General features: G+C 71.4%; 24 protein-coding genes. 7 read left to right on the forward strand and 17 right to left on the reverse strand.

Annotation, left to right across the window (positions count from 1 at the left end):
• Positions 1-17: 17 nt before the first annotated feature.
• From ACFQVC_RS10640 to ACFQVC_RS10650, 3 genes are all read right to left on the reverse strand, one after another.
• Positions 18-752, reverse strand: a complete 735-nt coding sequence (locus ACFQVC_RS10640) for a PIG-L deacetylase family protein (RefSeq protein ID WP_381829287.1) — start codon at positions 750-752, stop codon at positions 18-20.
• 46 nt (positions 753-798) lie between these two features.
• The gene (locus tag ACFQVC_RS10645; protein ID WP_381829289.1) at positions 799-2,100 is read right to left on the reverse strand and encodes an alpha/beta fold hydrolase; all 1,302 of its coding nucleotides are present in this window, start codon (positions 2,098-2,100) and stop codon (positions 799-801) included.
• Between the two features lie 124 nt (positions 2,101-2,224).
• Positions 2,225-3,310, reverse strand: a complete 1,086-nt coding sequence (locus tag ACFQVC_RS10650; protein ID WP_381829291.1) for an S-(hydroxymethyl)mycothiol dehydrogenase — start codon at positions 3,308-3,310, stop codon at positions 2,225-2,227.
• A 156-nt stretch (positions 3,311-3,466) separates the two neighbouring features.
• Here ACFQVC_RS10650 and ACFQVC_RS10655 point away from each other — a divergent pair, with 156 nt between their 5' ends.
• The 4 genes from ACFQVC_RS10655 to ACFQVC_RS10670 all read left to right on the forward strand — a co-directional run bounded on the left by ACFQVC_RS10655 (position 3,467) and on the right by ACFQVC_RS10670 (position 7,718).
• Positions 3,467-4,243: a (Fe-S)-binding protein gene (locus tag ACFQVC_RS10655; RefSeq protein ID WP_381829293.1), complete on the forward strand. Its 777-nt coding sequence runs from the start codon at positions 3,467-3,469 to the stop codon at positions 4,241-4,243.
• Positions 4,244-4,335: 92 nt separating this feature from the next.
• Positions 4,336-5,814 (forward strand): lactate utilization protein B, encoded by a 1,479-nt coding sequence (locus ACFQVC_RS10660; protein WP_381829295.1) that lies wholly within the window; start codon positions 4,336-4,338, stop codon positions 5,812-5,814.
• Positions 5,815-5,888: 74 nt separating this feature from the next.
• Positions 5,889-6,521: a LutC/YkgG family protein gene (locus tag ACFQVC_RS10665; protein ID WP_381829560.1), complete on the forward strand. Its 633-nt coding sequence runs from the start codon at positions 5,889-5,891 to the stop codon at positions 6,519-6,521.
• A gap of 36 nt (positions 6,522-6,557) precedes the next feature.
• Positions 6,558-7,718 (forward strand): ABC transporter ATP-binding protein, encoded by a 1,161-nt coding sequence (locus ACFQVC_RS10670; protein WP_381829297.1) that lies wholly within the window; start codon positions 6,558-6,560, stop codon positions 7,716-7,718.
• 47 nt (positions 7,719-7,765) lie between these two features.
• On the opposite strand, the gene ACFQVC_RS10675 is transcribed toward ACFQVC_RS10670, so the two are convergent.
• The 8 genes from ACFQVC_RS10675 to ACFQVC_RS10710 all read right to left on the reverse strand — a co-directional run bounded on the left by ACFQVC_RS10675 (position 7,766) and on the right by ACFQVC_RS10710 (position 13,518).
• On the reverse strand, positions 7,766-8,710 hold the full coding sequence (locus ACFQVC_RS10675; RefSeq protein ID WP_381829299.1) for an ABC transporter substrate-binding protein: 945 nt from the start codon (positions 8,708-8,710) through the stop codon (positions 7,766-7,768).
• Entirely contained in the window at positions 8,707-9,384 is a 678-nt protein-coding gene (locus ACFQVC_RS10680; protein WP_381829301.1) for an ABC transporter permease, read from the reverse strand. The genes ACFQVC_RS10675 and ACFQVC_RS10680 overlap by 4 nt, the downstream gene beginning before the upstream one ends.
• Positions 9,385-9,424: 40 nt before the next feature.
• The gene (locus ACFQVC_RS10685; protein ID WP_381829303.1) at positions 9,425-10,096 is read right to left on the reverse strand and encodes an ABC transporter permease; all 672 of its coding nucleotides are present in this window, start codon (positions 10,094-10,096) and stop codon (positions 9,425-9,427) included.
• A 195-nt stretch (positions 10,097-10,291) separates the two neighbouring features.
• Positions 10,292-10,951, reverse strand: a complete 660-nt coding sequence (locus tag ACFQVC_RS10690; RefSeq protein ID WP_381829305.1) for a hypothetical protein — start codon at positions 10,949-10,951, stop codon at positions 10,292-10,294.
• A 2-nt stretch (positions 10,952-10,953) separates the two neighbouring features.
• Positions 10,954-11,562, reverse strand: a complete 609-nt coding sequence (locus ACFQVC_RS10695) for an RNA polymerase sigma factor (RefSeq protein ID WP_381829307.1) — start codon at positions 11,560-11,562, stop codon at positions 10,954-10,956.
• The gene (locus ACFQVC_RS10700) at positions 11,555-11,830 is read right to left on the reverse strand and encodes a hypothetical protein (RefSeq protein WP_381829309.1); all 276 of its coding nucleotides are present in this window, start codon (positions 11,828-11,830) and stop codon (positions 11,555-11,557) included. The genes ACFQVC_RS10695 and ACFQVC_RS10700 overlap by 8 nt, the downstream gene beginning before the upstream one ends.
• A gap of 126 nt (positions 11,831-11,956) precedes the next feature.
• Positions 11,957-12,475, reverse strand: coding sequence for a tyrosine-type recombinase/integrase (locus tag ACFQVC_RS10705; protein ID WP_381829311.1), 519 nt, complete (start codon positions 12,473-12,475; stop codon positions 11,957-11,959).
• A gap of 173 nt (positions 12,476-12,648) precedes the next feature.
• Positions 12,649-13,518, reverse strand: coding sequence for an AraC family transcriptional regulator (locus tag ACFQVC_RS10710; RefSeq protein WP_381829313.1), 870 nt, complete (start codon positions 13,516-13,518; stop codon positions 12,649-12,651).
• Positions 13,519-13,719: 201 nt separating this feature from the next.
• Here ACFQVC_RS10710 and ACFQVC_RS10715 point away from each other — a divergent pair, with 201 nt between their 5' ends.
• The gene (locus ACFQVC_RS10715; protein ID WP_381829315.1) at positions 13,720-15,375 is read left to right on the forward strand and encodes an alpha-amylase family glycosyl hydrolase; all 1,656 of its coding nucleotides are present in this window, start codon (positions 13,720-13,722) and stop codon (positions 15,373-15,375) included.
• Between the two features lie 83 nt (positions 15,376-15,458).
• On the opposite strand, the gene ACFQVC_RS10720 is transcribed toward ACFQVC_RS10715, so the two are convergent.
• Together ACFQVC_RS10720 and ACFQVC_RS10725 are read right to left on the reverse strand one after the other, a co-directional pair.
• On the reverse strand, positions 15,459-15,821 hold the full coding sequence (locus ACFQVC_RS10720; protein ID WP_381829317.1) for a DUF4873 domain-containing protein: 363 nt from the start codon (positions 15,819-15,821) through the stop codon (positions 15,459-15,461).
• A 1-nt stretch (position 15,822) separates the two neighbouring features.
• Positions 15,823-16,572, reverse strand: coding sequence for a TetR/AcrR family transcriptional regulator (locus ACFQVC_RS10725; protein ID WP_381829319.1), 750 nt, complete (start codon positions 16,570-16,572; stop codon positions 15,823-15,825).
• A gap of 79 nt (positions 16,573-16,651) precedes the next feature.
• Between ACFQVC_RS10725 and ACFQVC_RS10730 the strand changes: the two genes are divergently transcribed.
• Positions 16,652-17,596: an AurF N-oxygenase family protein gene (locus ACFQVC_RS10730; RefSeq protein WP_381829321.1), complete on the forward strand. Its 945-nt coding sequence runs from the start codon at positions 16,652-16,654 to the stop codon at positions 17,594-17,596.
• Between the two features lie 102 nt (positions 17,597-17,698).
• The gene (locus ACFQVC_RS10735) at positions 17,699-19,174 is read left to right on the forward strand and encodes a flavin-containing monooxygenase (RefSeq protein ID WP_381829374.1); all 1,476 of its coding nucleotides are present in this window, start codon (positions 17,699-17,701) and stop codon (positions 19,172-19,174) included.
• Positions 19,175-19,209: 35 nt separating this feature from the next.
• Here the strand turns inward: ACFQVC_RS10735 and ACFQVC_RS10740 are convergent, their stop codons facing one another.
• The 4 genes from ACFQVC_RS10740 to ACFQVC_RS10755 all read right to left on the reverse strand — a co-directional run bounded on the left by ACFQVC_RS10740 (position 19,210) and on the right by ACFQVC_RS10755 (position 24,173).
• The gene (locus ACFQVC_RS10740) at positions 19,210-19,878 is read right to left on the reverse strand and encodes a TetR/AcrR family transcriptional regulator (protein WP_381829376.1); all 669 of its coding nucleotides are present in this window, start codon (positions 19,876-19,878) and stop codon (positions 19,210-19,212) included.
• An 82-nt stretch (positions 19,879-19,960) separates the two neighbouring features.
• A complete protein-coding gene (locus tag ACFQVC_RS10745; RefSeq protein ID WP_381829378.1) occupies positions 19,961-21,754 on the reverse strand; it encodes a bifunctional sugar phosphate isomerase/epimerase/4-hydroxyphenylpyruvate dioxygenase family protein in 1,794 nt (597 codons plus the stop codon).
• Between the two features lie 112 nt (positions 21,755-21,866).
• Entirely contained in the window at positions 21,867-22,718 is an 852-nt protein-coding gene (locus tag ACFQVC_RS10750; RefSeq protein ID WP_381829380.1) for a shikimate dehydrogenase, read from the reverse strand.
• A 75-nt stretch (positions 22,719-22,793) separates the two neighbouring features.
• Complete coding sequence (locus tag ACFQVC_RS10755) at positions 22,794-24,173, reverse strand: MFS transporter (RefSeq protein WP_381829382.1); 1,380 nt, start codon at positions 24,171-24,173, stop codon at positions 22,794-22,796.
• Between the last annotated feature and the right edge of the window lie 122 nt (positions 24,174-24,295).

Raw genomic sequence — 24,295 nt, forward strand, 5'->3', positions numbered from 1 at the left:
AGGGTAAGGGGTGCCGCTCAGCGGCTGAAGACCTCGAACGCCACCGCGGGCCTGCCCCCGAAGTGTTCGGATGCCATCGAGGTGGTCGTGGTGAGGAAGTCGCGCACGTAGGTCTCGGGCTCCTCGTCCGTCAACGCCTCGATATACGCCCGGTGTTCGAGCAGCGAGCGCACGGCGCGCTCGAATCCGGGGGCGGCGTCCACGGCGTGCGTGGGCCGGTCGGACCCGGCGACGGCGACCCAGCGCACCCCGTTCCACGGTTCGAGGCCCTGTTCGGTCAGTTCGGGGAAGATCCAGCGGTTGCCGGCGTCGGCGACGGCGTCCAGGGTCGCGCACCCGACCGCGACGTGGTCGGGGGTGTTCCAGGCCTCGCCATGGCCCCAGGTCTGGCGGTGGTTGAGGGTGATGACGAGCTCGGGCCGGTGGCGGCGGATGGCCGCGGCGATGTCGCGGCGCAGGCCGAGCCCGTACTCGATCACTCCGTCCTTGTGGTCGAGGAAGTCGACGGCGCCGACGCCCACGACGGCGGCGGAGGCCCGCTGCTCCCGCTCACGCAAGGGCGCGCACTCGGCGGGCGCGATGGTGTCGATGCCCGCCTCGCCACGGCTGGCCAGGAGGTACGCCACCTCGCGGCCGCCGTCCGTCCATTGGGCGATGGCGGCGGCGCAGCCGTATTCGAGGTCGTCGGGGTGGGCGACGACGGCGAGGGCGCGCCGCCAGTCTTCGGGCATGGGCTTGAGCTGCTCGGTCATGCCCGAAGGCTATGGTCCACGCCGCCGTGCCCCAAAGCCCCGCCTCTCAGAGTTCGCCCCGCGCAAGCCCGAGCAGGCGGTCCAGGACGCGCGGGCCCCCTGCTCGTACGCCGTCGTGTTCGAACTCGTCGGTGACCCAGGTGCGCAGTCCGCGGATCTGGCGGGCGGTGGCGAGCGAGTGGGCGGTGTCCACGTACATGTCGTCGTGGTAGACCGCCGCTGCCACCGGGACCTGGTTGCGGGCGAGGCGCTCGGCGTCGTAGAGCCGGGGCCAGTCGGTGCGCTGGGCGAGCAGTTCGGCGGTCTCGCGCAGCGGGCTCAGGCACGGGTCGGCGTCGAAGAGCCAGGGGTGCACGGATTCGCCGGTGAAGAGGAACGGCGCCGCCGCGGCGAGGCTCTGCTCGGCCTGGAACTGCGGGAACTCCGCGCGCACCCGCTCGGCGGCCCATCCGGTGGGCCTGTCGTCCTGCGCGTAGATCGCCTCGTGCAGGACGGCGTACAGCGGATGGCCCGCGTACGAGAGCATTCCGCGAGCCTCCTCCAGGAAGGCGTCGGAGAGTTCGGGGCCCTGCGCGGTGGGGACGAAGGCGTTCTCCAGGAGGTAGTGCAGGCGGTGGCCGCCGTCGTCCACGCCGAGCAGGATGCCCAGGGACTGGAACGCCTCGACGGTCAGGCGATAGCCGTCGGCGAGCGTGAACGGGCCGCGGGCGACGAGGTGTTCGGCGATTCTGCGGGCGCGGTCGGCGTCCTGCGGATAGCGCGCGTAGTGCGCCTCGACCTTGCGCTGGATACGGGGGTAGGCGGCCCGGTACACCTCGTCGGCGTGGGCGTCGATGGACGGCAGGCCGCCGGTGATCAGGGCGGTGCGCAGACCTTCGGGCGCGGCGCACAGATAGTGCGTGACGCAGAAGCCGCCGAAGCTCTGGCCGAGCACGGTCCAGGGGGCGCCGCCGGTGAGCCGGCGCCTGATCGTCTCGCAGTCGCGGACGATGGCGTCGGCGCGGAAGTGCGCCAGATAGTCGGCCTGTTCGCGGGGGCCGCCGCGCAGGGGCAGGGTCTGCCGGTTGGCGGGGGTGGAGCGGCCGGTGCCGCGCTGGTCGAGCAGCAGTACCCGGAACTCCTTGAGGGCCCGGCCGAGCCAGGCCTGCCGTCCGATGAAGCGGCGGGCCCCGAAGCCGGGCCCGCCCTCCAGATACAGCAGCCAGGGCAGTGACTCGCCCGCCTTGTCGCTCGCCACGGCCTCGCGGGCGTACAGCTCGATGCTCTCGCCGTCGGGGCGGTCATGGTCGAGCGGGACGGTGAAGGTGCGGTCGGTGAGGACGACGCCGGGCTGGCGGTAGCTGGTCAAGGACGCTCCTGAAGTGTGCTGGTTCGCCCCAGTTCACCACCTGTGCCCGAGCCGCCGCAAAACCCGTCGGGCGTACGGCCCGACGGGAACTGTGCGCGGCGGGCTCCGCGGACGTACGGCCCGGTCAGAACTCCACCACGGACCGCAGCACCTCACCGCGGCCCATCTTCGCGAACGCCTCCTCCACATCGCCGAGTCCGATGGTCTCGGACACGAACGCGTCGAGGTCGAGGCGGCCCTGCCGGTACAGGTCGATCAGCATCGGGAAGTCCCGCTCGGGCAGACAGTCGCCGTACCAGGAGGACTTGAGAGCGCCGCCGCGGCCGAACACGTCGAGCAGCGGCAGATCGATCCGCATGTCCGGGGTCGGCACCCCGACGAGGACGACGGTGCCCGCCAGGTCACGGGCGTAGAAGGCCTGTTCATACGTTTCGGGGCGGCCGACCGCCTCGATGACGACATCGGCGCCGTTGCCGTCGGTGAGGGCCTGCACCGACTTCACCACGTCGTCGGTGCGGGCGTTGACGGTGTGCGTGGCGCCGAGACCTCGGGCCCACTGGAGCTTGCGGTCGTCCATGTCGACAGCGATGACCTTGGCCGCGCCGGCGAGCCGGGCGCCCGCGACGGCCGCGCTGCCGACGCCGCCGCAGCCGATGACGGCGACCGAGTCGCCCCGGCCCACATTGCCGGTGTTGATCGCGGCGCCGATGCCGGCCATCACGCCGCAGCCGAGCAGTCCGGCCGCCGCGGGCGAGGCCGCCGGGTCGACCTTGGTGCACTGGCCCGCCGCGACCAGGGTCTTCTCGGCGAAGGCACCGATACCGAGGGCGGGCGAGAGCGGCGTGCCGTCCTCCAGGGTCATGGGCTGGGTGGCGTTGTGCGTGGCGAAGCAGTACCAGGGCCGCCCGCGTCGGCAGGCCCTGCACTCGCCGCACACCGCACGCCAGTTGAGGATCACGAAGTCACCCGGCGCGACCCCGGTGACATCCTCGCCGACCGCCTCGACGACACCCGCGGCCTCATGGCCGAGCAGGAACGGGAACTCGTCGTTGATGCCGCCCTCGCGGTAGTGCAGATCGGTGTGGCACACCCCGCAGGAGCGCACCGCCACCAGGGCCTCGCCGGGCCCCGGGTCCGGCACCACGACCGTGGTGAGCTCGACCGGCTCACCCTTCGCCCTGGAGATCACGCCTCGTACGTTGTGCGCCATGGCCCACCCCTTCGTTCGCCTGCCGCCCGGCCCGTCCTGACCTGTGACGCCGGGATTTTGAAACGTATCAACAAGGATCGCGCGGAGCACTCCCGCGACCGCATGCGTACGCGTAGTCTGCAGCCATTGTGATGATCGCCGAGGAAGGAGCCCGCGATGCGTGTCGCCCTCTTCCTGACCTGTGTCAACGACACGCTCTACCCGGACACCGGCAGAGCCGTGGTGAAACTCCTGGCCAGGCTGGGCGTCGAGGCCGACTTCCCGATGGCGCAGACCTGCTGCGGACAGGCCCACTACAACACCGGCTACCGGCACCGCGCCGAGCCGCTCGCCCGGCATTTCGCCGAGGTCTTCGGCGGCTACGACGCGATCGTGACGCCCTCGGGCTCCTGCGGGGCGATGGTCCGCGAGCTGTATCCGCGCATGGGCGAGCGGGCCCGCGCCGAGGGCCGCGGCGGTGAACTCGCCGCCGTCCTCGCGCCGGTGGTGCCCAAGACGTATGAACTCACCGAGTTCCTGGTCGATGTCCTCGGTGTGACGGACGTCGGCGCGTACTACCCGCACACGGTGACGTACCACCCGACCTGCCACGGTCTGCGCTCCCTCGGCCTGGGCGAGCGGCCGCGCCGGCTCCTCGCCGCCGTGCGGGGACTCGAACTCCGGGAGCTGCCGGGCGCGGACGAGTGCTGCGGCTTCGGCGGCACCTTCGCGGTGAAGAACGCCGACGTGTCGGCCGCCATGGGCCTGGACAAGGTGCGCAACGCCGAGTCCACCGGCGCCGAGATGCTGTGCGCCGCGGACAACTCCTGCCTGATGCACCTGGGCGGCACGATGACGCGCCTGCGCACACAGCTGCGCCCGGTGCACATCGCGGAGATCCTGGCGAGCACGGAGGCGGAACCGCTGGAGCCGGACCTGGAGCGCCGGCCATGAGCCCGGTGACGGAAGGGGAGCGTCCCGCATGAGCCCGGTGACCGAAGAGGAGCACCCGGCATGAGCCCGGTGACCGAAGAGGAGCACCTGCCATGAGCGGCACATATCTGGGCATGCCCGCATTCCCCGAGGCCGCGCACGACGCCGTACGCGACGACACGCTGCGCGGCAATCTGCGGCACGCCACGCACACCATCCGCGGCAAGCGCGCCAAGGCCGTGGCCGAACTCGACGACTGGGCCCGCCTGCGCGAGGCGGGAAAGCAGATCAAGGACCACACGCTGCGCCGACTCGACCACTATCTGCTCCAGTTGGAGGAGTCGGTCACCGCGGCCGGCGGCACCGTGCACTGGGCCGCCGACGCGGACGAGGCCAACCGGATCGTCGCAGAGCTGGTGAAGGCCACAGGCGAGAGCGAGGTCGTCAAGGTCAAGTCGATGGCCACCCAGGAGATCGGCCTCAACGAAGCACTCGAAGCCGAGGGCATCAGGGCCTACGAGACCGATCTCGCCGAGCTGATCGTGCAGTTGGGCGACGACCGGCCCTCGCACATCCTGGTCCCCGCGATCCACCGCAACCGCGGCGAGATCCGCGATATCTTCGCCCGCACGATGAGCGAGTGGGGCCGCCCCGCCCCCGACGACCTCACCGACACCCCGGCCGAACTCGCCGAGGCCGCCCGGCTGCATCTGCGGGAGAAGTTCCTGCGCGCCAAGGTCGGCATCTCGGGCGCCAACTTCATGGTCGCCGAGACGGGCACCCTCGTCGTCGTCGAGTCCGAGGGCAACGGCCGGATGTGCCTGACGCTGCCCGAGACCCTGATCTCCGTCGTCGGCATCGAGAAGCTGCTGCCCACCTGGCGCGATCTGGAGGTCTTCCTGCAGACCCTGCCGCGCTCCTCCACGGCCGAGCGCATGAACCCGTACACCTCGATGTGGACCGGGACGACGGACTCCGACGGCCCGCGGACCTTCCACCTGGTGCTCCTGGACAACGGCCGCACCGACACCCTCGCCGACGAGGTCGGCCGCCAGGCCCTGCGCTGTATCCGCTGCTCCGCCTGCCTGAACGTCTGCCCGGTGTACGAACGGGCCGGCGGCCACGCCTACGGCTCGGTCTACCCGGGGCCGATCGGCGCCATCCTCAGCCCCCAACTCCGGGGCACACAGAGCGAGATCGACGCCTCGCTGCCCTATGCCTCGTCCCTGTGCGGGGCCTGTTACGAGGTGTGCCCGGTCGCCATCGACATCCCCGAGGTCCTGGTGCATCTGCGGGAGCGGGTCGCGCAGGGCGGCGAGGTGACCCGGCACGGCGCCAAGGTCACCCTGAAGCCCGCGAAGGGACATGCCGCCGAGCGGGCCGCGATGCGGGCGGCCGGATGGGCCCTCGGCCGTCCGGGGGTCCTGGGCACCGGGCAGCGGCTCGCCGCCCGCACCCGGCGTTTCCACCCGCGCCGGCTGCCGGGCCCCGGCCGGGCGTGGGGCGCGAGCCGGGAGCTGCCGGCCGTACCCGCGGAGTCGTTCCGCGACTGGTGGCGCCGTACCGGCGGCGGAAAGGACGAACAGCGGTGAGCACCCCGAGCACGCACACGGGCCCCAGCGACAGCAGGAGCGACAACCGCAGGGGCAGCAACAGCAGGGACCGGATCCTGGGGCGGGTACGGCGTGCGCTGGCGGACGTACCGGCCGACGACACCCCGTACGACATGGCCGTCGACCGCTCGTATCTGCCCGAGCACGGCGACCGCACGACCGCGCAGACCGTCGACCTGCTCGCCGAGAACCTGGCGGACTACCGCGCGATCGTGCACCGCACCGACGAGCACGGGCTCGCCGAACTCCTGATGCGGCTGCTCGCCGAGCACGGCTCCCGGACCGTCGTCGTACCGCCCGGCCTCCCGCCCTACTGGCTCAAGGCCGCCGACCCGGTGCGGATCCACGACCGGGCCGCGAACACACCGGACGACCTCGACCGGGTCGACAGCGTCGTCACCGGCTGCGCCGTCGCCATCGCCGAGACCGGCACCCTCGTCCTCGACGGCTCCCCCGACCAGGGCCGCCGCCGTATCACCCTGGTCCCCGACCACCACATCTGTGTCGTCCACGTCCCCGGGCAGGTCGTCTCCTCGGTCCCCCAGGCCCTGGCACGCCTCGACCCGGCCCGCCCGCTGACCTGGATCTCCGGCCCCTCCGCGACCAGCGACATCGAGCTCGACCGGGTCGAGGGAGTGCACGGGCCGCGCACCCTGGAAGTGGTCCTGGTGAGCGGCGGATCCTGAGGAGCGGAGCCGGGAGCACGCGGCTAGCGTGAGGTCATGATCCGGTTCGAACAGGTCACCAAGCGCTACCCGGACGGCACCACGGCCGTGGACGATCTGTCCTTCGAGGTCGACAAGGGCGAACTCGTCACGCTCGTCGGCCCCTCCGGCTGCGGCAAGACCACGACCATGATGATGGTGAACCGGCTCATCGAGCCGACGTCGGGGCGGATCTACGTCAACGGCGAGGACATCTCCACGGTCGACCCGGTCAAGCTGCGCCGCCGTATCGGCTATGTCATCCAGCAGGTCGGCCTGTTCCCGCACCGCACGATCCTCGACAACACGGCGACCGTGCCCGCCCTGATCGGCTGGAAGCGGTCGAAGGCCAAGGCACGCGCCGCGGAACTCCTCGACCTGGTCGGCCTCGACCCCACGACCTACGGCGCGCGCTACCCCGAGCAGCTCTCCGGCGGCCAGCGCCAGCGCGTGGGCGTGGCCAGGGCACTCGCCGCCGATCCGCCGGTGCTCCTCATGGACGAACCGTTCGGCGCGGTCGACCCGGTGGTGCGCGAGCAGCTGCAGGACGAGTTCCTGAAGATGCAGGCCGCGGTGCGCAAGACGGTCCTGATGGTGACGCACGACATCGAGGAGGCGGTACGGCTCGGCGACCGTATCGCCGTGTACGGACAGGGCCGCATCGAGCAGTTCGACACCCCCGGCGCGGTCCTCGGCAACCCGGCCACGCCCTATGTCGCCGAGTTCGTCGGCGCCGACCGCGGCCTGAAGCGGCTTTCGGTGACGGAGATCCAGCCGGACGACCTGGAGCAGCCGCCGCTCGCCCGGTTCGACGAATCCGCCACGGCCGCCGGGGCCCGACTGCGCGCGCAGGGCGCCCGCTGGACGGTGGTCCTGGACGAGGCCGGTGAGCTGCACGGCTGGGCGGGCGTCGACGAGCTGGCGCTCGCGGACGGCGGCACGGTCGGCGACCTGGCCCACCGCATGAACTCCTGGGTGCCGGTGGGCGCCCCGCTCAAGCAGGCCTTCGGCGTGATGCTGCAGCACGACGCGGGCTGGGTGGCGGTCCTGGACGGCGCCCGCTTCCTCGGCGTACTCACTCCGGCGAAGCTGCACGAGGCGCTGCGCCGCTCGGTGGACGCGGACGCGCAGGGCGTCGCGCGGGACGAGGTCGACTTCGACTCGGTGGCGGACGCGTAGCCCCCGCGGCTCCCGCTTCAACAGGTGGCACTGCAGCAGGTGTACCGCTACAGCAGGCCCTTCTCCTTCAGATACGCCTCGGCCACGTCCTCCGGCAGCCGCCGCCAGCTGTCCACCTGCTGGTTCATGGACGCCAGATCCGCGGTGGTCAGTACGTCGTTGAGCTTGCCGAGGGCCTTGGCGACCCGGTCGCTGCCGGCGCGGGAGCGGTTGACGACGGGCACGATGTAGTCGGCGTTCTGCAGCTTCTTGTCGTCCTTGAGCAGCACCAGGCCGAACTCGTCCAGCGTCGCGTCGGTGGTCGTGGTCAGCACCATCTGGTCCTGGCCGTTCTGGACGGCCTGCTTGGCCTGCGTGGTGCCGACGCCCTTGGGGTCCACGCCGGTGATGTCGATGCCGTATGTCTTCTCCAACCCCGGTTTGCAGTACGGGCGTTGGACGCATTCGTCACCGGCCGCGAGCCGCACGGGGAGACCCGACCTGCCGAGGTCGCTGAGCGTCTTGAGGTCATGTTCCTCGGCGAAGGCGGCGGTCACGGCGAAGGCGTTCTGGTCGACGGCCTTGCCGGGGTCGAGGACGGACAGACCGCGCGGGGCGGCGAGCGCACGCAGGGCCTTCATGGTGGCGTCCAGGTCGGGTGAGCCGACGGGCTCGGCGTCGGCGCCGTTGGCCTTGGCGTTGAGCCAGTCCGCGAAGGTGGCGGCGTATTCGGGTACGACATCGATCTGGCCGCTCTCCAGGGCCGGTTCGTACAGTTCGCGGTTGGCGACGGAGAGCAGCGTGGTCGCGTACCCCTGCTTGGTCAGGAGCTGCGCGTACAGCTGGGCGAGCAGATCGCTCTCGGTGAACCCGGCGGAGCCCACGGTCAGCCGGTGGCTGTCGCCGGGCGGGGCGGTGACCTCGCCCTGGTTCTCCAGGGAAGGCCCGGTGGTGCAGCCGGCGAGCAGGGCCACCAGGGCGGTGAGGGCGAGGAGCGGGCGTGGTCGTCTCATGCCGCCGCCTTTCCGCGGGCCCAGCCGGGTGCGAGGCGCTCGGCGACCTCGAAGAGGCCCTCGACGACGAGCGCGAACGCGGCCACCAGGACGGCACCCGCCACGACCTGCGGGGTCGAGGCGAGGTTGAAGCCCGCGGTGATGATCCGGCCGAGTCCGCCGCCGCCGGCGAGCGCGGCGATCGTGGCGGTGGCGACCAGCTGTACGGCGGCGATCCGCACCCCGTTGACGATCATCGGCAGGGCCAGCGGCAGCTCCACCCGCCACAGCATCTGCGGCCCTGTCATCCCCATGCCCCGCGCGGCCCGCACCACGTCGCGGTCAACACCGCGCATGCCGACGTAGGCGTTGGTGAGCAGCGGCGGCACGGCGAACAGGACGAGGGCGACGACGGTGGGGCCCTCCCCGTACTTGCCGAGCGGGGTGAGCAGCAGCAGGACGAGAACGGCGAAGGTGGGCACGGCGCGGCCGACGTTGGAGATGTTCACGGCGAGCGCCCCGCCCTTGCCGAGATGGCCGAGTACCAGCGCGATCGGCAGGGCGATCAGACAGCTCAGGATCAGACAGACGACGGTCAGGACGAGATGTTCGGTGAGCCGGTGCCAGACGCCGTCGGCGCCGGACCAGTGGGCGCCGTCGGTGAGCCAGTTCCAGGCGTCGGTGAGGGTCTTCATGCGTGCCGCCGCTCGGTCGGGGTCCGCACTGCCGGGGTCCTCATGCGCGCTGCCAGGGGGTGAGGAGGCGCTGGGCGCCCAGGAGCAGCAGATCGGCGGCGATGGCGATGACGACGCACAGCACGGACGCGGTGAGCACCTGCGCCTTGAAGTAGGTGTTCATCCCGGCGTAGATGAGGTTGCCGAGACCGCCGTAGCCGACGATCGCGCCGACGGTGACCAGGGACACGGCGGAGACCGTGGCGATCCGCAGCCCTGCCATGGCGGCCGGCAGGGCCAGCGGGAGCTCCACGGTGAGCAGCAGCCGTACGGGCCCGTAGCCCATGCCTTTCGCGGCCTGCCGGGTCTCCTCGGGCACCGCCCGCAGGCCCGCGAGGATGTTTCTGACGAGAAGGGTCAGCGAGTACAGGACGAGGCCGGCGACGACCAGAGCCGCGGACAGGCCGTACAGCGGCAGCAGCAGCGAGAACATGGCCAGGGACGGAATCGTGTACAGGATGGTGGTGAGGGCCAGGACCGGGCCCGCGGCTGCGTTGTAACGGCGGGCGAGCAGGGCCAGCGGCACGGCGAGCAGCAGCGCGATGGCGACCGAGAGCGCGGTGAGTTCCAGGTGCTGCAGGACCGCGTCGGTGAGGATCTGGCGACGGGTGCTCAGATAGTCACCGCAGATCCATTCGTTGCGCGCGAGGCAGTCGTCCGGGGGCGCGGTCACCCGTCCATTGCAGCCCGGCCGGGGGCGGGAGGCGCGCGTTGCTGGCCCGTACGGGGCACGGCGGCGAGCGGAAGCGGGGCGGGAAGCGAGTAAGGCACTTGTCGTATGGCCGCCCTACGCCGCCCGCCCCGAGTCCGGGTATCGGTGCAGCCCCTGGCAGGCCAACCGGCCAGGAGCATGGCCACCCGCCGCGGATCAGTTCACGCCGGCATCGCACGCTTCGGCGCCGGCCGGTGCGATGAGCGCGGCGACCGCGTGCTGTACCTGCCTGCTTGCCCGGTTGAGGCGCAGGCAGAGCTCCCGGGCCTCGGCGGCGCCGGTTTCCGCGGGCCCGCCGGCTCCGGCCTGAGGGGCGGCGGGGAGCGAGTCGCCGAGAGCCGTGAGCAGGAGGGCCACTCGCTCCAGAGCGGCCACCGCTTCCTCCTGTGCCACGCGGCGGTGGATCAGCTGGATGCGCAGCACGTCGACGTGGGCCCAGCACGCGTCCAGCCACTGGCGCGCGGATACCGCTCCCTGGTGGGTGAGCAGGCTGTCACCGCACAGTCGCCGCAGCCGGATGAGACCCGCCCGCATGTCGACGAGCCGCCTGACGAGATGCCATACGTCGGGTGTGAGGCGGTGCGACGCCGTGCCCGGGGCCGACCACAGCGCCTCCCAGGGGCGTTCGGACGGCTGGAGAGCGGTGGCGAACACGGCAGCCCGTCCACGGTCGAGGTCGAGACCGGACTCCAGGGCGGCCTCGATCTCCGCGTCCGCCCCTGCCAGGAGCGCGTCGAGGTCTGTTCCCTCCTCGTCCTGGTGCCGTCGGTCCGGTTCACGGCCGAAGCGGGGGTCCGGAGACTCCATGGACTCCATGGCTAAACACCTCCTTCGGGCCGAGGAGAGCCGGTGGTCGTGATGAGCGCCTGCTTCAGGGCCGTACGCGCGCGGTGCAGGTTCTGCCGGACCGCGGCGGGGCTCATGGCCAGCGCATCGGCGATCTCACCGTGGGAGAAGCCGTCCAGGTGCCAGGCCATGACACAGCGCTGCCGCATCGGAAGCCCGCTCAGCGCGGCGAGAACCCGGCGCCCCTCCTCTTTGACCATCACCTCGTCGAGGGGGCCGCACCCGGCCGGCTCATCGGGTACCTCGCCCACCGGCGCTTCCTGAGGGCCGGGCCGCCTCAGGAACTGCCGCACCGCGACCGTGCGCAGCCAGGCAGCCGGGCGCTCGATCGCCGCCCACTGCGGGAAGGCCGCCGTGAACGCGGCCTGCGCGGCATCGGCGGCCTCGTGCGCGGTAGCGCCATGGCGCATCACGAAACGGGTCAGCCGCACCATGTGCTGGGCGTAGTACTGGGCGAAGTCCACCCGCACCATGGAGTCCGACGCCGTCACCGCCGACGGGTGCGCGGGGCTCCGGCGCGGGCGCGGCCGGGTCAGCGGCACAGCCGGCGAACTCCCCGCGTCCTGGCCGCCGCTAGGCATGGGCACGATGGCCCGGGACCACGTCGCCCGTCTCGACGTCGCCTGTCTCGATAACGCCTGTCTCGATAACGAGCACGCCATCTCCCTCCCCACCGCGACGGCGCTCGGAAAGCCTGCTGCCGGGCGGCAGCGCGCGCACCTGCTCGATGGTCCCCTGCCGGGCGATCCTGGCCAACTGCACCTGGGTGCGCCCGGTGATCCATACGAGGACCGCGCGCATCCCATACACACATGCGGTACTGGCAACTGCCGCCAGCGCTACGTTCATCACGCTCTCCGCCTCAGCCGGTTCACGACGGCGCCGGGTGCGCCGCTCATGATGAGTAGTGCGCCGAGGGGCCCCTGGTGTGACACCCGGTGTCTTCCCGGCGGGGCGGGACGCTCCGCCGCACGTTCAGCCCCAGGCCCGCCGCACTTGCTCGAACCGGGTGGGCAGCGGTACCCATCCGTACCGGCCGGCCTGCTCCGCGTTCGTGCGGGCCGCCCACCGCTTCCACGACAGCAACAGGCCCTGCTCATCCAGGGGAAGCCCCACCTGCTTCGTCACCGCACCGCGCGCGCCCCGCCACATCGTGTGGTGCACCGTCACGAAGAGCGCGTCCACTGCGCCGCCCTCCACATGCGCCTCGACCAATCGCCCCCGGACGCGCATCCACTTCCTGAGCACCGCGTGCAGATCGTCGTCCACCGGGACCGTATGGATCCGGCCCCACTTCGTGCGCGCCACCGTCAGCCGCCGCGCGCGCGGCCGATACGAGCCGGTGGTGAGTGCCAGGACCTCGGCGCGACGGGCCCGCGACACCCGCACGATCCCCACCATCGCCGCCAGGCGCACCAGTTCGTCCGGCGCGTCCGCCGCCGTCGCCGCACTCCACAGCGTCGACCACACCCACTCGGCCTGGGCCTGCGCCACTGGCGGCCTCGGGTACCTCGCCCCCTGTGGCGGAGAGCCGGACTCCCCGATATCCCCCATATGACCTTTCCGACCGGAGACGATCTTGATGCTTGGCACACTATTTTTCCATGGATTGCGAGGGGGGCGGCCGACGCGAGGGCGGCGCCCCGGCCGCTCCCCCCCTCGGGCTCTCAGTCCTGAGCGGCCCGTTCCACCGGGATCCACAGCTCCGCCTCGGCCTCCGTGCCGTCGGCGGAGAGGCGGGTGCGCAGGATCTCCGGGCCCGGCCTGCTCCGGTACGGGTTGGAGGGGAACCACTGGGTGAACACATCACGCCAGAGGTACTGGATGGCCTGCGGCGCCGGCCCCGAGGTCTCGAAGACCGCCCAGGTGCCGGCCGGGACGGTGAGCGTGGCCAGGCCGTCGGGGGCCTCGGCGTGGGTCACCACCCCGTGGTAGTAGTCGAGTTCGGTGCCCTCGGCCCGGCTGGGGTCCAGGTTGTCGCTGACCGAGACGATGCCCCGCGGCTCCTGGTCGGACAGCTTCTCCAGCTGTTCCAGGGTGTCCGCGCCGATGCCGCGTACGAAGTCGACCATGGCCTGGTTGAGGCCCTCGTGCACGAGGGGGATCCGTGCCTTCGGTCCCACCACGGTGAACTCCGGCTTGTCCACGACCCGGTATCGCATGCTGCTGCTCCCTTCGATGATGAGGCGGAAGGACATCCGGGGCTGTGCCTGGAGCGCGGCGCCGTCGCGCCTGGCCTCGCCGGGCCCGACACCGTGCACGGCTCGGAACGCCCGCGCGAACGCCTCGCCCGAGCCGTAGCCGTAGCGCACCGCGATGTCGAGCAGTGTCTCGCCGCCGGCGAGCACCTCGGCGCCCGCGACGGTGAGCCGGCGGCGCCTGATGTACTCGGACAGCGGCATGCCCGCGAGCGCCGAGAACATCCGCCGCAGGTGATACTCCGACGTCACGGCGATCCGTGCGAGCTCGGCCGCCTCGATGCGCTGATCGAGGTTGCGCTCGATGTGCTCCATGGCCTGGTTGAGCTGCTCCAGCACTCCCGGCCTCCTTCCTTTGACGCTCTTCACGCTAGGCAGCGGCCACCTCGGCCGACCCGACATTCTGTGCCCGCTCGGGTCGGGTGCGCGGCAGGCTCCGCCGGCCGCGTGGTGGACGCGGGCCCTCATCGCCGCCACTCTCGAAGAGCTGATCATTTCTCCGCCGTCAACGCCCCCCTCGGGAAAGGCACTTTGGCCCCCATGACACCGTTCCGCCCCGTGCCCGGCTGGCTGGCCGACGCCGTCTTCTACCAGATCTATCCGCAGTCCTTCGCCGACTCCGACGGCGACGGCATCGGTGACTTCAACGGCATCACCGAGCACCTGGACCATCTGGCCTGGCTCGGCATCAACACCGTCTGGCTCAACCCGTGTTTCGCCTCGCCGTTCCGCGACGCGGGCTATGACATCAGCGACTATCTGAGCGTCGCACCGCGCTACGGCACCGGCGACGACCTCGCCGAGCTCGTCGACGAGGCGGGCCGGCGCGGCATCCGGGTGCTGCTCGACCTGGTCGCGGGCCATACCTCCGACCGGCATCCCTGGTTCCGTGCGTCGGCGGACGACCCCGGCGACCACCGCTACATCTGGGCCGGTGAAGGCCTGCCCGGTGGTGTGCCGGGTCGTCCGCCCGGCGGCCTCCACGATGGCTCTCCCGCCGGTCTCCCCGAAGGCTTCGTGGCCTCGCCCGGTTCCCGCCCCGGCGGGTATCTGCCGAACTTCTTCGACTCGCAGCCCGCCCTCAACTTCGGTTACGCCAGGCCTGACCCGGCCGAGCCGTGGCGGCAGGGCGTGGACGCCGAGGGGCCGCGTGCCAACCGGGCCGCCCTGCGCGAGATCATGGACCACTGGCTCCGCCTGGGGCTCGCCGGGTTCCGCGTCGACATGGCGTCCTCGCTCGTCAAGGACGACCCGGACAAGCGGGCCACCGCCGCCGTGTGGACCGAGCTGCGGCACTGGCTCGACGCCGCGCACCCCGGGGCGGTGCTGCTCTCCGAGTGGGGCGACCCGGCGGTGTCCGTGCCCGCGGGCTTCCACGCCGACTTCTTCCTGCAGTTCGGCGGGCCCACCGAGGGCCGGCCGCTGCGCTCCCTGTGGAACAACCGCGCGGGCACCGACCACGACGGCTGGGACCCGGTCGACTGCTTCTTCGACGCCTCGGGCGCCGGTTCACCGCAGATCTTCGCCGAGGCCTGGCGGGAGGTGACGGACGCCCTGGGGAGCAGCGGCCACACCGCGCTGCCCACCGCCAACCATGACTTCGCGCGCCTCAACTGCGGCCCGCGCACCGCCGAGCAGCTGCCCGCGGCCTTCGCCTTCCAGCTGACCTGGCCGACCCTGCCGGCGATCTACTACGGCGACGAGATCGGGATGCGGTACGTGCCGGACCTGCCGGACACCGAGGGCAGCGTCCTCGGGCCGCGCTACAACCGGGCCGGGTCCCGCACCCCGATGCAGTGGGACGACGGCCCGAACGCCGGCTTCTCCACGGCGCCCGCCGAGCGCCTCTATCTGCCCGTCGACCCGTCGCCCGGCCGCCCCACGGTCGCAGCCCAGCGCGCCGACCCGTCCTCACTGCTGCATCTGGTCCGCCGGCTCATCGCGCTGCGCTCGGCCGCGCCGGAGTTCGGCACGGCGTCGGACGTCGAGATCCTGCACCTGGGCCATCCCTTCGCGTATGTACGCGGCGGGCGCTACCTGGTGGTGGTGAACCCGCGCAGGGAGCCTGCCACGGTGACCCTCGACGACCCGCGGGTGCGGCCCGCGCCCGCACTCGAGGCCGCGGGGGTGTCTCTCGGCACGCACACGGTGAGCGCCGCGGGATTCGCGTACGGGATCTTCGATCTGAACGGCTGACGGCGGCCGTCAGCCGTCAGACGTCAGACGTCAGACGTCAGCTGACAGTCATCGACCGACAGTCGACGGCCGTCAGTCTTCGGCTAACAGTCGACGGCGAAAGGCGGCGTGCTCGTGCCCGTGATCCGGTACCGGTCCCACGGGTCGGGATCGGAGAGCTCGCCGCGGGCCTCGCCCTGCGGTGTGCGGATCAGCACCGAACCTCGCTTGCCGCCGAGGGAGTTGACGAGTTCCGCGTCGGCCCCGAGCCTGCCGTACCAGTGGTAGCGGCCGTCGATCGGCTGGAAGTGGCCGCGCAGGCGCACCTCGACGGACCGCTCCTCGTCGTCGAGGACGAGCATGGCGGCGCCGCTGTAGCCGTCGTCGTCATGCTCGTGCTCACGGACCTCTTCGTCGGGGTGCCGGTCGCTCGACCGCTCGTGCGGGCCCTGCTGTTCGTACGCCATGTCATGACTCCTCGTGGGCTGCTCGCGGTGGACGGAAGGTGGGCCTGCGCTGCAGGCCGGACAGGATGTCGTCGGGGCTGACCGGCACATCCGGGTCGATACGGACGCCCTGCTGCGCGAGGAAGCCGTCGATGGCCGACCACACCACGGGGGTCAGGAAGCCGACGGCCTCCTCGCGGGTCATGGACTTGCTCTCGAGCCACCACTCGGCGGTGTGGTGGACCATGCCGACGATCACCTGTGCCATCGGCTCGGCACCCCGGGTGTCGAGCCCGAAGGCATGCAGATACTCGTCGAAGAGCTGCGTGAGCGTGGTCGCGGCGAGGGCCTTGCCGCGCCGGACGCCGGTGCCCTCGCGGCTCGGCCCCGAGGGGATGGTGCGGCTCACCAGCCAGTACAGGTTGGGGTGTTCGTCGAGGACCGAGAAGAACGCGTCGACGGCGCCGCGCACCTGCGCGACCGGGGCGAGCGAGCTGTCGAACGCCGGGACGAGGCGCTCGATCAGGAGCGCCGTGGCCCGCTCGTGCAGCGCCTCCAGGAGATCGGTCTTGCCGCTGAACTGGCGGTACAGCACGGGCTTGCTGACCCCGGCCTCCGCGGCCACCTTGTCGACGCGCAGCTCGGGGCCGTACTTGGTCAGGGCGCGCAGCGCCGCATCGATGAACTCCTCGCGGCGCGCGGCCCGATGGGACCGCCAGCGCTCCTTGCGGCCGTCGGCCGTCCGTCCCTGAGGTCCGCCCTTGACTCCCACACGAGCCAGGTTACATGCTACTTCCGGTAACTGTTACTTCGAGTAACAGGTTCTGGGCATCCCCGAGGAGTGAGCCGCCATGGCCCGAGCACTGCCCCAAGACACGCCCCGCGCCGAACCCCGCACCAAGCCCCAGCCGCCCGTGCCCGACCGGGAGAAGACGGCGGCCAGGCTCCTGGCCTCGTCGGCGAAGAAGTTCTACGACCCCGAGGTCGACATCGACTGGGCCGCACCCCTGGCCGAGGGCAAGGGCTTCATGCTTCCGCACCGCGTCTCCCTCTACGGCACCCCGATGTGGGACCGGATGAGCGAGGAACAGCGCCTGGAACTGGGCAGGCACGAGGCCGCGACCATCGCCAGCGTCGGCCTGTGGTTTGAGATCCTGCTGATGCAGATGCTGTTGAAGGCCGCCTACAACGGCGACCCCACCAAGCGCCATACGCAGTACGCGCTGACGGAGATCGCCGAGGAGTGCCGGCACGTCACGATGTTCGCCCGCTTCGTCGAGCGCATCGGCTGTCCCGCCTACGGCCCGCAGCCCTATGTCCACAAGCTGGCGAAGCTGCTCCCCACGCTCGCCTACGGACCCGCCATGTACGGCTCCATCCTGGTCGCCGAAGAGGTCCTCGACCGGCTGCAGCGCGAGATGGCCGCCGCCGACTCCGTGCAGCCGCTGATGCGGATGGTGAACCGCATCCACATCATGGAGGAGGCCCGGCATGTCACCTACGCCCGCGAGGAAGTCCTGCGCGGCGTAGGCCACTTGGGCCGCGCCGAGCGGCGCTACCAGCAGTTCACGATCGCCCTGGTGTCGTACTTCATCTCCCGCAGCCTGATCCACCCGGACGCCTACGCCGCGGTCGGCCTCGACCCCAAGGAGGCCTGGCGCACCGCGCACGCCAACCCGCACTACCGCGCGACGCTCCTCTTCGGCGGCGAGCGCATCATGCCGTTCCTCGACGACGCCGGCCTCGTCGGGCCGCCGGGAAAGCCGCTGTGGCGCAAGGCGTATCTGCTGCCCTGAGCCGCCCGCGTACGGCGTCGGCCAGGCATGAACCACGATCCGAAGCACGAAGCACGAAGCACGAAGCACGAAGCACCGAAGTGCAGCCCTGAAAGGAACCGTATGGGAACGCGTGAGACGGCGAAGGTGGTGATCGTCGGGACCGGCTTCGCCGGGCTCGGGCAGGCGATCCAGCTCCGCAAGGCAGGCATCGACGACTTCGTGATCCTGGAGAAGGCGCGCGAGGTGGGCGGCACCTGGCGGGACAACTCCTACCCGGGCTGCGCCTGTGACATCCAGTCCCACATGTACTCGTTCTCGTACGAGCAGAATCCCGGGTGGACCCGTTCGTTCTCGCGGCAGCCGGAGATCTTCGCGTATCTGCGCGGCGTCGCCGACAAGCACCGGCTGCGCGAACGCATCCGCTTCGGCCAGGAGATGGTCTCCGCGCACTGGGACGAGGACCGCGCGCAGTGGACCGTCACCACGCGCTCCGGCGACGAGTTCACCGCGCAGTTCCTCGTCTTCGGCGTGGGCGCGCTGCACATCCCGCAGGTGCCGAAGCTGCCGGGTCTTGAGAAGTTCACCGGCCCTGCGTTCCACTCGGCGCAGTGGGACCACGACGCCGACCTGAGCGGCAAGCGGGTCGCCGTGATCGGCACCGGGGCCAGCTCCGTCCAGTTCGTGCCGCAAATCGCCCCGAAGGTCGCGGAGTTGAAGCTGTTCCAGCGCACTCCCCCGTGGATCATGCCGAAGCCGGACCACGCCATGCCGCGCTGGACCCGGGCCATGTTCCGCGCCCTGCCCGCCACCCAGCGGGCGTATCGCGCCCTGCTCTACTCGCTCCTGGAGGCCCGCGCGGTCGGCTTCAACGGGCACCCCGGCCTGATGAAGGCCGGCGAGGCCATCGCCCGCCGCCATATCGCCAAGCACATCACCGACCCCGTCCTGCGCCGCAAGGTCACGCCCGACTACACGATGGGCTGCAAGCGGGTGCTGATCTCCAACGACTACTACCCGGCCCTCAACCGGCCGCACGTACACGTCGAGACCGACGGCATCGCCGAAGTCCGCGAGCGCTCCCTCGTGGACGAGCGCGGTGTGGAGCACCCGGTGGACGCGATCGTCTTCGGTACGGGCTTCCATGTGACCGACGCCTTCGACCACTTGGACATCACCGGGGCCGCAGGCCGTGACCTGGGCAAGCTCTGGGACACCGAGGGCATGCAGACCCATCTGGGCATCACCGTCAACGGCTTCCCGAACCTCTTCTTCCTCCTCGGCCCCAACACCGGGCTCGGCCACAACTCCGTGGTGTTCATGATCGAGTCACAGTCCCGCTATGTCGTCGACGCGATCCGCACGGCCGGCCGACGCCGCGCCACCACGGTCGAGGTACGCCCCGAGGTGCAGGACCGCTTCAACCGTGACATCCAGCGCAAGCTGTCGGAGGGCGTCTGGTCCACCGGCGGCTGCCAGAGCTGGTATCTCGACGCCCAGGGCGTGAACCGCACGGTGTGGCCCGGGTTCTCATGGCGCTACCGGATGAAGACCCGCAAGGCACGGGAGCGGGACTTCGCGTGGACGAGGGACTCGTAGGGGCGGGGCGGCCTGCTTCGGCCCCGGTTACGCGCTCACTTCGACGTCAGATACGCGATCACCATGTCGCCCAGCATCGTGCGGTAGTGGTCCCTGCGGGCGGCCTCCGTGAGGTCGCGGCCGAAGAGGGTGCGGAAGGTGTGCCGGTTGGCGACGCGGAAGAAGCAGAACGAGCTGATCATCGCGTGCAGGTCGACGGCGTCCACATCGGCCGTGAACACCCCCTGCTCACGGCCGTCCTCCAGGATCCGGCCGATCACCTCGATGGCCGGGGAGTTGAGGGAGCCGAGGCTGGAGGCCGAGGCGATGTGCTCGGCCTCGTGGATGTTCTCGATGCTGACCAGACGGATGAAGTCCGGGTGCGCCTCGTGGTGGTCGAAGGTGAGCTCCGCGAGGCGCCGGATCGCCGCGAGCGGGTCGAGATCGTCGACGTCGAGCTGCTGCTCCTGGCGCCGGATCACCGCGTAGGCCCGCTCCAGGACCGCGGTGAACAACTGCTCCTTGCTGCCGAAGTAGTAGTAGATCATCCGCTTCGTGGTCTGGATCCGGGCGGCGATCTCGTCCACGCGGGCGCCGGTGAAGCCGAGCCGGGCGAACTCCTCGGTGGCCACGTCGAGGATCTCCGCCTGCGTCCTGGCCTTGTCCCGGGTGCGCTTGGCGGGCTTCGTCGGCGCGGGCGTCGACGGGGGTACGGCGGCGGCCATGCGGCTCCTCGGTACGGACGGTCCGGCGTCGGCCAGTCTAACGTCGGGGCCGCCGGGCCGGCCGGGGGCCGCCTCCCGTGGATCATGCGCTGTGCTGGCAGGCCTGCTGTGCGGCGAGGCGGATCCCGGCGTTGCGCGCTCCGTAGCCCCGGTAGCCGTCGCCCCGCTGGACCAGTTCGAAGAAGACCCGCCCGAGCGTGGCCGTGTAGCAGTGCAGGAACTCGCCGCTGTCGTCGCGGTCGTAGAGGATGCCCAACTCCCTGAGTGTGTCGATGCGTTGCGGATCGAGGTCGAAGCGGGCCGCCAGGTCGTCGTAGTAGTTGGCGGGGATCGGCAGCAGGCTTCCGCCGCGCTCCCGCACCGACCTGGCGGCCGCGATGACATCGTCCGTGGCCAGGGCGATGTGCTGGGGCCCGGCGCCGTCCGTGTCGGGGCCGGGTGCGACATTGAGGGCGATCCGCACACCGCCGTCGGGGGCGGCGACGGCCCGGCTGCGGCAGAGGCCGTAGGGGTCGGCGAGGTCGAGGCTCTCGTCGGCACCCAGGCCGAGGACGCTGCGGTAGAAGAGGGCGGCCTCGTCGAACTGGTGCCAGGGCTGGGTCAGCGCGATGTGGTCGATGTGCAGGGCGGTGGCGGTGTCCGTCGTCTCGCACGGCGCGGGGGCGAAGTCACCGGTCCAGCTGGGGTGGTCGGGGTGACCGGTGCGGCAGAAGAACAGCTCCGTGCCGTCGGGGGCGGCGACCGCGTCGAGGGGCGCCTCGCCCGTGGCCCGGCGCCGCGGCACCACGGGGGCGAGCAGCGCTTCCGCGCGCTGCGCGGCGCCCGCCGGGCCGGGGGTCTCCAGGCCGATGGCGGTCAGGGCGGGACCGCCACGGCTGTGGCCGCCGGTGTTGAGCAGGATGCGGGCCGCGCCCTGCTCCCACAGCTCGACCGGCTTCGAGGTGTGCCGCCCGGTGCGCGCGAAGCCGAGCGCCCCGAGGAGTCCGCGCACCGGCTCGCTGTCGGCGGCGGCGAGTTCGGCGAAGGCGAAGCCCGAGGGCACCACCGGCGCGGGGGGCGCGGCGAGACCGGCCTGCTCCTCCAGGACGAGCAGCGAGCGCAGCGCGTCGACGGCGGTGGTGGCGGCCCCGGCCTGCCGGAACACGTCGTTGAACACCTCCAGGGAGAGCGGTCCCCGGTAGCCCGCGGCGACCGCCGCCCCGACCACGGCCGCGACGTCGAAGCCGCCCTGCCCGGGGAAGCAGCGGTGGTGCCGGCTCCACTGCAGGACGTCCATCGCCATCAGCGGCGCGTCCGCCAGCTGCAGGAAGAACAGCTTCTCGCCCGGCAGGTCCGCGATGCCCTTCGGGTCCGAGCCACGGGACAGGAGGTGGAAGCTGTCCAGGCAGAGGCCGAGCGCCGGGTGATCGGCGCGCTCGACGATGCGCCAGGCGTGGTCGTACGTACGCACGTGCCGTCCCCAGGCGAGTGCCTCGTACGCGATCCGGATGCCGCGCCGCTGTGCGCGGTCGGCGAGGGTGTGCAGCTGCGCGGCGGCGAGGGCGTCGTCGTCGACGGCGCGCGGGTCCACGCTGGAACAGACCAGGAGCAGGTCGGCGCCGAGCCGTTCCATGAGGTCGAAGGTGCGCTCCGCGCGCCGCAGGTTGCGGGCGGACAGGCCGTCGTCGGGGATGGCCTCGAAGTCGCGGAACGGCTGGTAGAGGTCGATGCCGAGGCCCAGGTCCGCGCAGCGCAGGCGGAGTTCCTCCGGGCTCTGCGGGGCGGCGAGGAGATCGTTCTCGAAGATCTCGACGCCGTCGAAGCCCGCGGCGGCGATGGCGGTGAGTTTCTCGGAGAGCGGGCCGCTGAGCGACACGGTGGCGATGGATTTGCGCATGCTGTCCTCCTTGGGACGGCGGAAGGCGACGGCCGCACGGTCCTGGTCTCTACGAGTACGGACACGCGTACAGGTGCGGGTGCTGGTACGAGTACGGGCTCGCCGCCGGGCCTCAGTGCACCGGGCTTGCCGCGAGCCCCGTGAGGTCGGCGAGCATCTGCTCGGGGTCCGGGGCGAGGCCGGTGAACAGCCGGAAGGCGTCGGCCGCCTGGAAGGCCGCCATGCCCCCGCCGTCGAGTGTGCGGCAGCCCAACGCCCTTGCCTCCAGGAGGAGTTCGGTCTCCAGGGGGCGGTAGACGACCTCGGCGACCCACAGTCCCGGCCGGAGCAGGACGGCGGGCAGCGGCAGGCCGGGGTGGGCGGCCATACCGGTGGGTGTGGCGTGCACCAGGCCGTCGGCATCGGCGACCTGGGCGGTCACGCCGGGCGCCGCCCGCCCCTCGCCGAAGCGCGCGACGAGCGCGTCGGCGAGGGCTGCGGCACGTACGGGATCGGTGTCGCACAGGGTCAGGCGGTCCACGCCGAGGGTGAGCAGGGCGTGCGCCACGGCCGCCCCGGCGCCGCCCGCGCCGAGCTGTACGACATGGCCGGCCGGCGCGTCCGGAAGGCCCCGGGCGAAGGCCTTGGCGAAGCCGGTGACGTCGGTGTTGTGCCCGACGGCGCGCCCGCCACGGAAGACCACGGTGTTCACGGCCCCCAACTCCGCGGCCTCCGGGGCGAGTTCATCCAGATGCTCGATGACCAGCTGCTTGCAGGGATGGGTGATGTTCAGGCCGTCGAAACCCAGGAGGCGGGCGGCCCGCACCAGCTCCCCCACACCTTCGGGCGCGAGCCCGAGGGTGTCGAGGTCGAGGGTGCGATAGAGCAGCCGGATGCCGTGCCGGCCCGCTTCGCGCTCGTGCAGGGCGGGGCTGAGCGAAGGTCCGATGCCGGAGCCGATCAGGCCGGTGAGGTACGAGGGCACCTGTGGACGCCTTCCTGGTGGGGGGAGTTGGGGAATGGAACCGGGGACGGGAACCGGGGGCTGAGGGCCGAGGGCTCAGAGAGCGGCGGACTCGCGCACCCCGGACGGTTCGGCGCCCGGCCGTGTGGCCGCCCGCGAACCGAGCTGTGCCGTCGGGACCCTGTGGGTCTCGCGGCCGGTCGCCACCGCGACGGCGCAGAGCGCGCAGATGGAGGCCGTGAAGATGGCCACGCCCAGCCAGTCGGAGCCGTCGGCGCCCGCGATCTGTTCGGCGAAGGTCACCGCGAACCCGGCGACGGCGAAGCCGATCTGGGTGCCGATGGCCATCCCGGACAGCCGCACCCGCGCGGGGAACATCTCGCCGTAGAAGGAGGGCCAGATGCCGTTGGCCGCGCTGTAGACGACGCCGAAGAACAGCACACCGGTGACGAAGACGAGCGGGTAGCTGCCCGTGGAGATGGCCCACAGGTATACGAAGATCATGACGCCGCAGCCGAGCGCTCCCGTGAGGAAGACGGGCTTGCGGCCGATGCGGTCCGAGAGCCTGGCCCACAGCGGGATGGCGAGCAGGGCCACCGCGTTGGCGCTGCCGTTGACCCAGAGCATGCCGGTCTTGCCGAGCCCCACGTCGTCGCCGGTGGCGTAGGCGAGGGCCCATACCGAGAAGATCGTGCTGACCGTCGCGATCAGAGCGCAGGCGATCACGCGCAGCACGTCCGCCCAGTGGTTCGCGAGCAGTTCGGCGAGCGGCAGCTTCGCCACGTCCTTGGCGGCGGTCGCCTCCTGGAAGACGGGCGTCTCGTCGAGAGTGCGGCGGATGATGTAACCGGCGACCGCGACCAGGGCGCTGAGCAGGAACGGGATGCGCCAGCCCCAGGTGTAGAGCTGCTCGTCGGGCAGTGCGGCGACCGGGATGAAGACCAGGGTCGCGAGAATCTGCCCGGCCTGGGTGCCGTTGAGCGTGAAGCTGGTGTAGTAGCCGCGTCGCCGCTCCGGTGCGTGCTCCAGGGTCATCGCGTTGGCGCCGGCCTGCTCACCCGCCGCGGAAAGGCCTTGCAGGACGCGCATCAGGACGAGGAGTACGGGGGCGACGGTGCCGGCCTGGGCGTAGGTCGGCAGACAGCCGATGAGGAAGGTGGACAGGCCCATCAGGACGAGCGTCCAGACCATGACGGTGCGCCGGCCGACCCGGTCGCCGAAGTGGCCGAGGAACAGGGCGCCGATGGGGCGGGCCGCGTAGGCCACACCGAAGGTGGCGAGCGAGATCAGGGTCGCGGTGGCGGGGTCGTCCGGGTTGAAGAACACCTTGGGGAAGACCAGGGCCGCGGCGCTGCCGTAGATGAAGAAGTCGTAGTACTCGAGCGCGCTGCCGATCCAGGCGGCGAAGGCTGCCTTACGGGGCTTTCCGCCGGGTGGCGGCGACTGCACCTGGGCGGCTTCCGGGTGAGCTGGCACGAGGGCTCCTCGGGAGAGAGGCAGGGGAAGGCAGGAAGGGCGGCGGCTCTCGGAGAGGGGGCGCCGGGGGATGTGCGACCGCATCCTGACGTATGCAGTTAACGCACTAGATAGTTAATTAA

This window comes from Streptomyces monticola (assembly GCF_042665355.1).
Lineage (GTDB): Bacteria > Actinomycetota > Actinomycetes > Streptomycetales > Streptomycetaceae > Streptomyces > Streptomyces monticola.